This is a genomic window from Anaerotignum sp., from assembly GCF_051877975.1.
GTDB lineage: Bacteria > Bacillota > Clostridia > Lachnospirales > Anaerotignaceae > Anaerotignum_A.
This window is the reverse complement of sequence record NZ_JBJEJK010000052.1, coordinates 1-6651: the sequence shown is the minus strand read 5'-3', so window position 1 is coordinate 6651 and position 6651 is coordinate 1. Positions and strand designations below refer to the sequence as shown.

General features: G+C 45.9%; 7 protein-coding genes. All 7 read left to right on the top strand.

Going from position 1 to position 6651, the window contains the following annotated elements; genetic code table 11:
• Nucleotides 1-19 precede the first annotated feature (19 nt).
• Genes ACI39P_RS07875 through trpA form a run of 7 tightly spaced genes read left to right on the top strand, consistent with a single transcriptional unit; the run spans nt 20 to nt 6443 of the window.
• On the top strand, nt 20-1486 hold the full coding sequence (locus ACI39P_RS07875; protein WP_439720113.1) for a chorismate-binding protein: 1467 nt from the start codon (nt 20-22) through the stop codon (nt 1484-1486).
• The gene (locus tag ACI39P_RS07870; RefSeq protein WP_439720112.1) at nt 1483-2052 is read left to right on the top strand and encodes a glutamine amidotransferase-related protein; all 570 of its coding nucleotides are present in this window, start codon (nt 1483-1485) and stop codon (nt 2050-2052) included. Before ACI39P_RS07875 ends, ACI39P_RS07870 begins: the two co-directional genes overlap by 4 nt.
• Nucleotides 2053-2065: 13 nt before the next feature.
• Nucleotides 2066-3091: an anthranilate phosphoribosyltransferase gene (trpD, locus tag ACI39P_RS07865; protein WP_439720111.1), complete on the top strand. Its 1026-nt coding sequence runs from the start codon at nt 2066-2068 to the stop codon at nt 3089-3091.
• A gap of 2 nt (nt 3092-3093) precedes the next feature.
• Nucleotides 3094-3873, top strand: coding sequence for an indole-3-glycerol phosphate synthase TrpC (gene trpC, locus ACI39P_RS07860; protein WP_439720110.1), 780 nt, complete (start codon nt 3094-3096; stop codon nt 3871-3873).
• Complete coding sequence (locus tag ACI39P_RS07855; RefSeq protein WP_439720109.1) at nt 3873-4496, top strand: phosphoribosylanthranilate isomerase; 624 nt, start codon at nt 3873-3875, stop codon at nt 4494-4496. The genes trpC and ACI39P_RS07855 overlap by 1 nt, the downstream gene beginning before the upstream one ends.
• The gene (gene trpB, locus ACI39P_RS07850; RefSeq protein ID WP_439720108.1) at nt 4493-5683 is read left to right on the top strand and encodes a tryptophan synthase subunit beta; all 1191 of its coding nucleotides are present in this window, start codon (nt 4493-4495) and stop codon (nt 5681-5683) included. The genes ACI39P_RS07855 and trpB overlap by 4 nt, the downstream gene beginning before the upstream one ends.
• Nucleotides 5676-6443, top strand: a complete 768-nt coding sequence (gene trpA / locus ACI39P_RS07845) for a tryptophan synthase subunit alpha (RefSeq protein WP_439720107.1) — start codon at nt 5676-5678, stop codon at nt 6441-6443. The genes trpB and trpA overlap by 8 nt, the downstream gene beginning before the upstream one ends.
• The last annotated feature ends 208 nt before the right edge of the window (nt 6444-6651 follow it).

The window sequence follows — 6651 nt, the reverse complement described above, 5'->3', positions numbered from 1 at the left end:
TTCATAAGGAGGTAGCACTATGAAGATTTTACCGGGTTTGGATGAGGTAAAAAGAATCGCTGTCACTGGAAAATATAAAGTGCTTCCGGTGAGCTGCGAAATTTTATCAGATATTTGTACACCGATTGAAGCGATGAAAATACTGAAAAATATATCAACCCACTGCTATATGCTGGAATCGGCACAGCAAAATGAAAAATGGGGACGGTATACCTTTCTTGGCTTTGATCCTAAATTGGAAATTACCTGCGTGGATGGAAAGTTGAAAGCAGGCAATATCAAAATTCAAACAGATGATCCATCAGCCTTCCTGCGACAAATACTTTCTGATTATAAAAGCCCGCGGTTTGCATATCTGCCTTCCTTTACAGGCGGGCTTGTCGGATATTTTTCTTATGATTATCTTGGCTACAGCGAAGCTGCTGTCCGGAGGAAAGTACAGGATACAGAAGCTTTTAAGGATGTAGACCTGATGCTTTTCGATAAGGTAATTGCCTTTGATAATTTCCGACAAAAGATCATTCTGATCGTCAATATGTCCTTGGAGGAACCGGAAACAGGGTATAACAAAGCAGTCATGGAGTTGAAACAGCTTTGCCGGCTGCTCCGCAATGGGGAAAAGAAAAGAGAACTGAGCGGGCACCTATTGGGAGAGGTGGAACCGCTGTTTGATGAAGAAACCTATTGCGCAATGGTGGAAAAAGCAAAGCATCATATCAGGGAAGGGGATATCTTCCAGATCGTCCTTTCCAATCGACTTTCCGCTCCTTTTACAGGCAGTCTTTTCAATACTTATCGCGTTTTGCGGACGATCAATCCTTCGCCGTATATGTTTTATTTTTCCGGAACGGATGTAGAAGTGGCAGGGGCTTCCCCCGAAACGCTGGTGAAACTGGAAAACGGCGTACTGCATACCTTCCCCCTTGCCGGAACCAGACCCAGAGGGAAAACCGATGAAGAAGATAAGACTTTGGAGGCAGAACTGCTTGTAGATGAAAAAGAGCTGGCAGAACACAATATGCTGGTAGATTTAGGGAGAAATGATTTGGGGAAGATCAGCAAATTCGGCACCGTGAAGGTGGAAAAGCTGCATTCCGTTGAAAGATATTCTCATGTGATGCACATTGGTTCAACAGTGCGGGGAGAAATCGGCGAAGGGTTTGATGGGCTGGATGCCATCGAAGCGGTTCTTCCTGCGGGAACCCTTTCAGGTGCACCAAAGATACGAGCCTGCCAGTTGATCGGTGAACTGGAAAATAATAAACGAGGCATTTATGGCGGTGCCATTGGATACATAGACTTTACGGGGAATATGGATACCTGTATTGCAATCCGCATTGCGTATCAAAAGAATGGCAAAGTATTTATCAGAAGCGGCGCTGGAATTGTTGCGGATTCTGTTCCGCAAAAGGAATTTGAAGAATGTATCAATAAGGCGAAAGCCGTTGTCAATGCCTTGAAATTGGCAGAGGAGGTGGAGGAATGATTTTATTGATTGATAATTATGACAGTTTTTCTTATAACCTGTATCAGCTTATTGGCGAGATCGAGCCGGATATCAAAGTTATCCGCAATGATGAAATGAGCATAGAAGAGATTCGAAAGTTGTCTCCCGATCGTATCATTCTTTCTCCCGGGCCTGGCAGGCCGGAAGAAGCAGGTATCATCATAGAAGCGGTAACGCGCCTAGGCAAAGAGATTCCGATTCTCGGTGTCTGCCTTGGGCATCAGGCCATCTGTGCAGCCTTTGGCGCAACGGTCACGTACGCAAAAAAGCTGATGCATGGGAAACAGTCGGAGGTAAAATTTGATACGAAAACGCCATTATTTCGGAATTGTCCGGAAGTTGCTCCTGTTGCAAGATATCATTCCCTTGCGGCGGATGGGGATACCATTCCTGAATGTCTGCAAGTTACTGCAGCTACAACAGATGGGGAGATTATGGCGGTGCAGCATAGAGAATATCCCATTTATGGTGTGCAGTTTCATCCGGAGTCCATCATGACACCGGATGGAAAGAAAATGCTGGAAAACTTCATTAAACTGAAATAAAGGGGGAACAACCATGATTAAAGAAGCAATTGTGAAAATAGTAAACAAAGAGGACCTTACCTATGAGGAAGCTTATACTGTTATGAATGAGATTATGAGCGGGGAAACATCACCAACACAAAATGCGGCCTTTTTGGCAGCCCTTTCTACAAAAAGCGCAAGGGCGGAGACCAAAGATGAAATTGCCGGCTGTGCTGCTGCTATGAGAGATCATGCCGTGAAAGTAGAAACAGGCATGGACATCTTTGAAATCGTCGGCACCGGCGGGGATAATGCCCATAGTTTCAATATTTCCACAACTTCTGCACTGGTGGCGGCAGCAGGAGGAATGAAGGTGGCCAAGCATGGCAACCGTGCGGCTTCCTCCAAATGCGGTACGGCGGATTGTTTGGAAGCCTTGGGTGTCAATATTCAGCAGAGCCCGAAAAGATGTATGGAACTGCTGGAAGAAGTTGGTATGTGTTTCTTTTTTGCGCAGAAGTACCACACTTCCATGAAATATGTAGGCGCCATCCGGAAGGAACTGGGCTTTCGTACCGTTTTTAACATCCTTGGGCCTCTGACGAATCCTGCCAGCCCCAAAAGGCAGCTGTTAGGGGTGTATGATGAATATTTGATAGAGCCTCTGGCGCAGGTACTGATGGATCTTGGCGTTGAGCGGGGAATGGTGGTTTATGGACAGGATAAACTGGATGAAATCTCCGTGAGCGCACCGACTACTGTTTGCGAATTTAGAGACGGCTGGTTCAAAACGTACACCATTGCGCCGGAAGAGTTTGGATTGGAACGCTGCAGCAAAGCCGATCTCGTCGGCGGGACGCCGGAAGAAAATGCACAAATCACCCGCAATATCCTGAAGGGCGAAAAAGGGCCAAAAAGAAACGCTGTGCTGATGAATGCAGGTGCTGCCCTTTATATCGGCGGTAAGGCAGAATCTATGCAGGAAGGCGTCGCCCTGGCGGCCGAATTGATCGATTCCGGAAAAGCGCTGGCAACTTTGGAAAAATTGATTGAAGTGAGCAACCGGAAGGAGGAGTGAGGATGACGATTTTGGATCAGCTTGCTGCCTATGCCAAAGAGCGCGTGGAAAAATCAAAAGAAGCAGTTTCTTTGGAAGAGCTTCGGCAGCAGGCACTCTCCCTTCCGAAAGGAAATTTTGCTTTTGAAGAAGCGTTGAAAAAGCCGAGGATTTCCTTTATCTGTGAATGTAAAAGAGCTTCTCCCTCCAAAGGGTTGATTGCTCCGGAGTTTCCATATCTGGAGATTGCAAAGGAATATGAAGCGGCAGGCGCAGATTGCATTTCCGTTCTGACGGAACCGAAATGGTTTCTCGGCAGGGATTTCTATTTGAAGGAAATCACGGAAGCTGTTTCTATTCCATGCCTGCGGAAGGATTTTACTGTAGATGAATATATGATTTATGAAGCAAAATTGCTGGGTGCATCTGCAGTACTTCTGATTTGCTCTATTCTGACGGAAGAACAAATCAAAGCGTATATCAGTCTTTGCGATAGATTGGGGCTTTCTGCTCTGGTAGAAGCCCATGATGAGGAAGAAGTGCAGGTGGCATTACGGGCAGGTGCCCGAATCATTGGTGTAAATAATCGAAATTTGAAGGATTTTTCCGTAGATACGGAAAACAGCCGCAGGTTGCGGGCTTTAATACCCAAAGAGGTGTTGTTTGTATCTGAAAGCGGTGTAAAAAATGCTGAGGATATTGAAAGGCTGCGCCAAATCGGTGCAGATGCCGTGCTGATTGGGGAAACCTTGATGCGGGCAGAAGATAAAAAAGCAAAATTAGCGGAATTGCGAGGTGAATGATGACGAAGATCAAACTTTGCGGGCTTTCCAGGCTTTGCGATATAGAGGCCGCCAATCGGTTGAACCCCAATTATATCGGATTTATCTTCGCTCCGAAAAGCCGTCGCTATATAGCCCCGGAAAAGGCGGCGGAGCTGAAAAAATACTTACACCCGGATATTCAGGCTGTTGGTGTCTTTGTGAATGAAGAACCGGAAACCGTTGCGGCATTGCTGGAAAGCGGCGTCATTGATGTGGCACAGCTTCATGGGAAAGAGGATGAAGCGTATATCAAAAAACTCCGTTCTCTCACGGATAAGCAAATTTTTCAGGCGTTTCGTATTGATACGGCAGAAGATATTGCTGCGGCGGAAAACAGCAGTGCAGATGATGTTTTACTGGATTCCGGTGAGGGCGGCACAGGAACAGCCTTCGATTGGAGCCTGATACAGCAGATCAAAAGACCATATTTCCTTGCTGGTGGTCTTGGGGTTGAGAATGTGGGGGATGCGGTAAGGATGCTGCAGCCCTATGGGGTGGATGTCAGCTCCGGCATTGAAACAGATGGAAAAAAGGATGAAAGGAAAATGAAGGCTTTTGTAGACGAGGTAAGAAGGACATTGAGAAAGGATGAGACAGAATGACAAATCAAAACGGACGTTTTGGCGTTCATGGCGGGCAGTATATTCCTGAAACACTGATGAACGCTGTAATCGAATTAGAAAAAGCCTATAACTATTATAAAAATGACCCGGAATTTAATCGGGAACTGACAGAGTTGTTCAACGAATATGCAGGCAGACCTTCCAGACTTTACTATGCGGAAAAAATGACAAAAGATCTGGGCGGGGCAAAAATATATTTGAAACGAGAAGACCTGAATCACACAGGTGCCCATAAAATCAATAACGTTTTGGGACAGGCCCTTTTAGCAAAGAAAATGGGCAAGACCCGTTTGATTGCGGAAACCGGTGCCGGTCAGCATGGCGTTGCTTCTGCCACTGCGGCAGCATTGCTGGGCATGGAATGTGTAGTATTCATGGGGGAAGAAGATACGATTCGTCAGGCACTTAATGTATATCGTATGCGCCTGTTGGGGGCGAAAGTGATTCCTGTCAAAACAGGGACTGCTACGCTGAAAGATGCTGTTTCCGAAGCCATGAGAGAATGGACAAATCGGATTGATGATACTCACTATTGCCTTGGTTCCGTTATGGGGCCCCATCCGTTCCCGATGATCGTAAGAGATTTTCAGTCAGTGATTTCTAAGGAAATCAAGGAACAGATACTGGAAAAAGAAGGCAGACTGCCCGATGCAGTCATTGCCTGTGTAGGCGGCGGTTCCAATGCCATCGGCAGTTTTTACAATTTTATTGAAGATAAAGAAGTAAGACTGATCGGCTGCGAAGCGGCAGGCAGAGGCATTGATACGTTTGAAACGGCTGCTACCATCAATACCGGCAGACTGGGCATCTTCCATGGGATGAAATCCTATTTCTGCCAGGATGCGTATGGCCAGATTGCACCGGTTTATTCCATTTCCGCGGGGTTGGATTACCCCGGTGTTGGTCCGGAACATGCTTATCTTCATGATATCGGCCGTGCGGAATACGTTCCTGTGACGGATGATGAAGCAGTAGAGGCGTTTGAATATATGGCAAGAACAGAAGGAATCATTCCGGCCATTGAATCTGCCCACGCTGTTGCCCATGCCATGAAGATTGCACCTGCAATGGACAAAGACCAGATTATTGTGATTACGATTTCCGGCAGAGGCGACAAGGATTGTGCCGCCATTGCCCGCTATAGAGGGGAGGATATCCATGAGTAAGATAAAAACTGCTTTTGCAAACGGAAAGGCTTTTATTGCATTTATCACCTGCGGTGATCCTGATTTGGAAACGACTGCAGCTGCAGTGCGTGCAGCTGTGGAAAACGGCGCTGATTTGATTGAACTGGGGATTCCCTTTTCCGATCCTACTGCCGAAGGCCCTGTCATTCAGGGGGCAAATATTCGTGCTTTGCAGGGCGGAGTAACGACAGATCAGATTTTTGCTTTTGTAAAAGAGCTGCGCAAAGAAATAAAGGTACCTATGGTATTTATGACTTATGCCAATGTAGTATTTTCTTATGGGGCAGAAAGTTTTATTTCCACTTGTAAGGAAATTGAAATGGATGGGTTGATCCTGCCGGATCTGCCTTTTGAGGAAAAAGAGGAATTTTTACCTCTTTGTCATCAATATGGAATTGATCTGATTTCTTTGATCGCACCCACATCTGCAGATCGTATCGCTATGATCGCAAAAGAGGCGGAAGGCTTTTTATATGTGGTTTCCAGCCTGGGGGTAACAGGAACCAGAAGCGAAATTAAGACGGATCTTGCTTCGATCATGGAAGTGGTTCGGCAAAATACGGATATTCCCTGTGCTATTGGTTTCGGTATTTCCACACCGGAACAGGCAAAGAAGATGGCGGAACTGGCAGATGGTGTGATCGTTGGCTCTGCGATCATCAAATTGATTGAGAAATATGGGAAAGATGCACCCAAATACGTTGGTGAATATGTAAAGAGCATGACAGAAGGAATATAAAAAGAAATCTGCTGCGGTTGAATAGAATCTAATGAGGCAGACTCCTGAGGTTAGTTGCAGGATATGCGTTATAAAAAGAAGGACGAGCCTGTGAAAAAAACTCTGTAAAAACATAAATAACAAGGCCTTCTATGATAGAATAAAAATATCATAGGAGTGCGCCAGTTCGGCGCTTGAAATATAGGTAGGTGAAATTCCTACTCTGGCA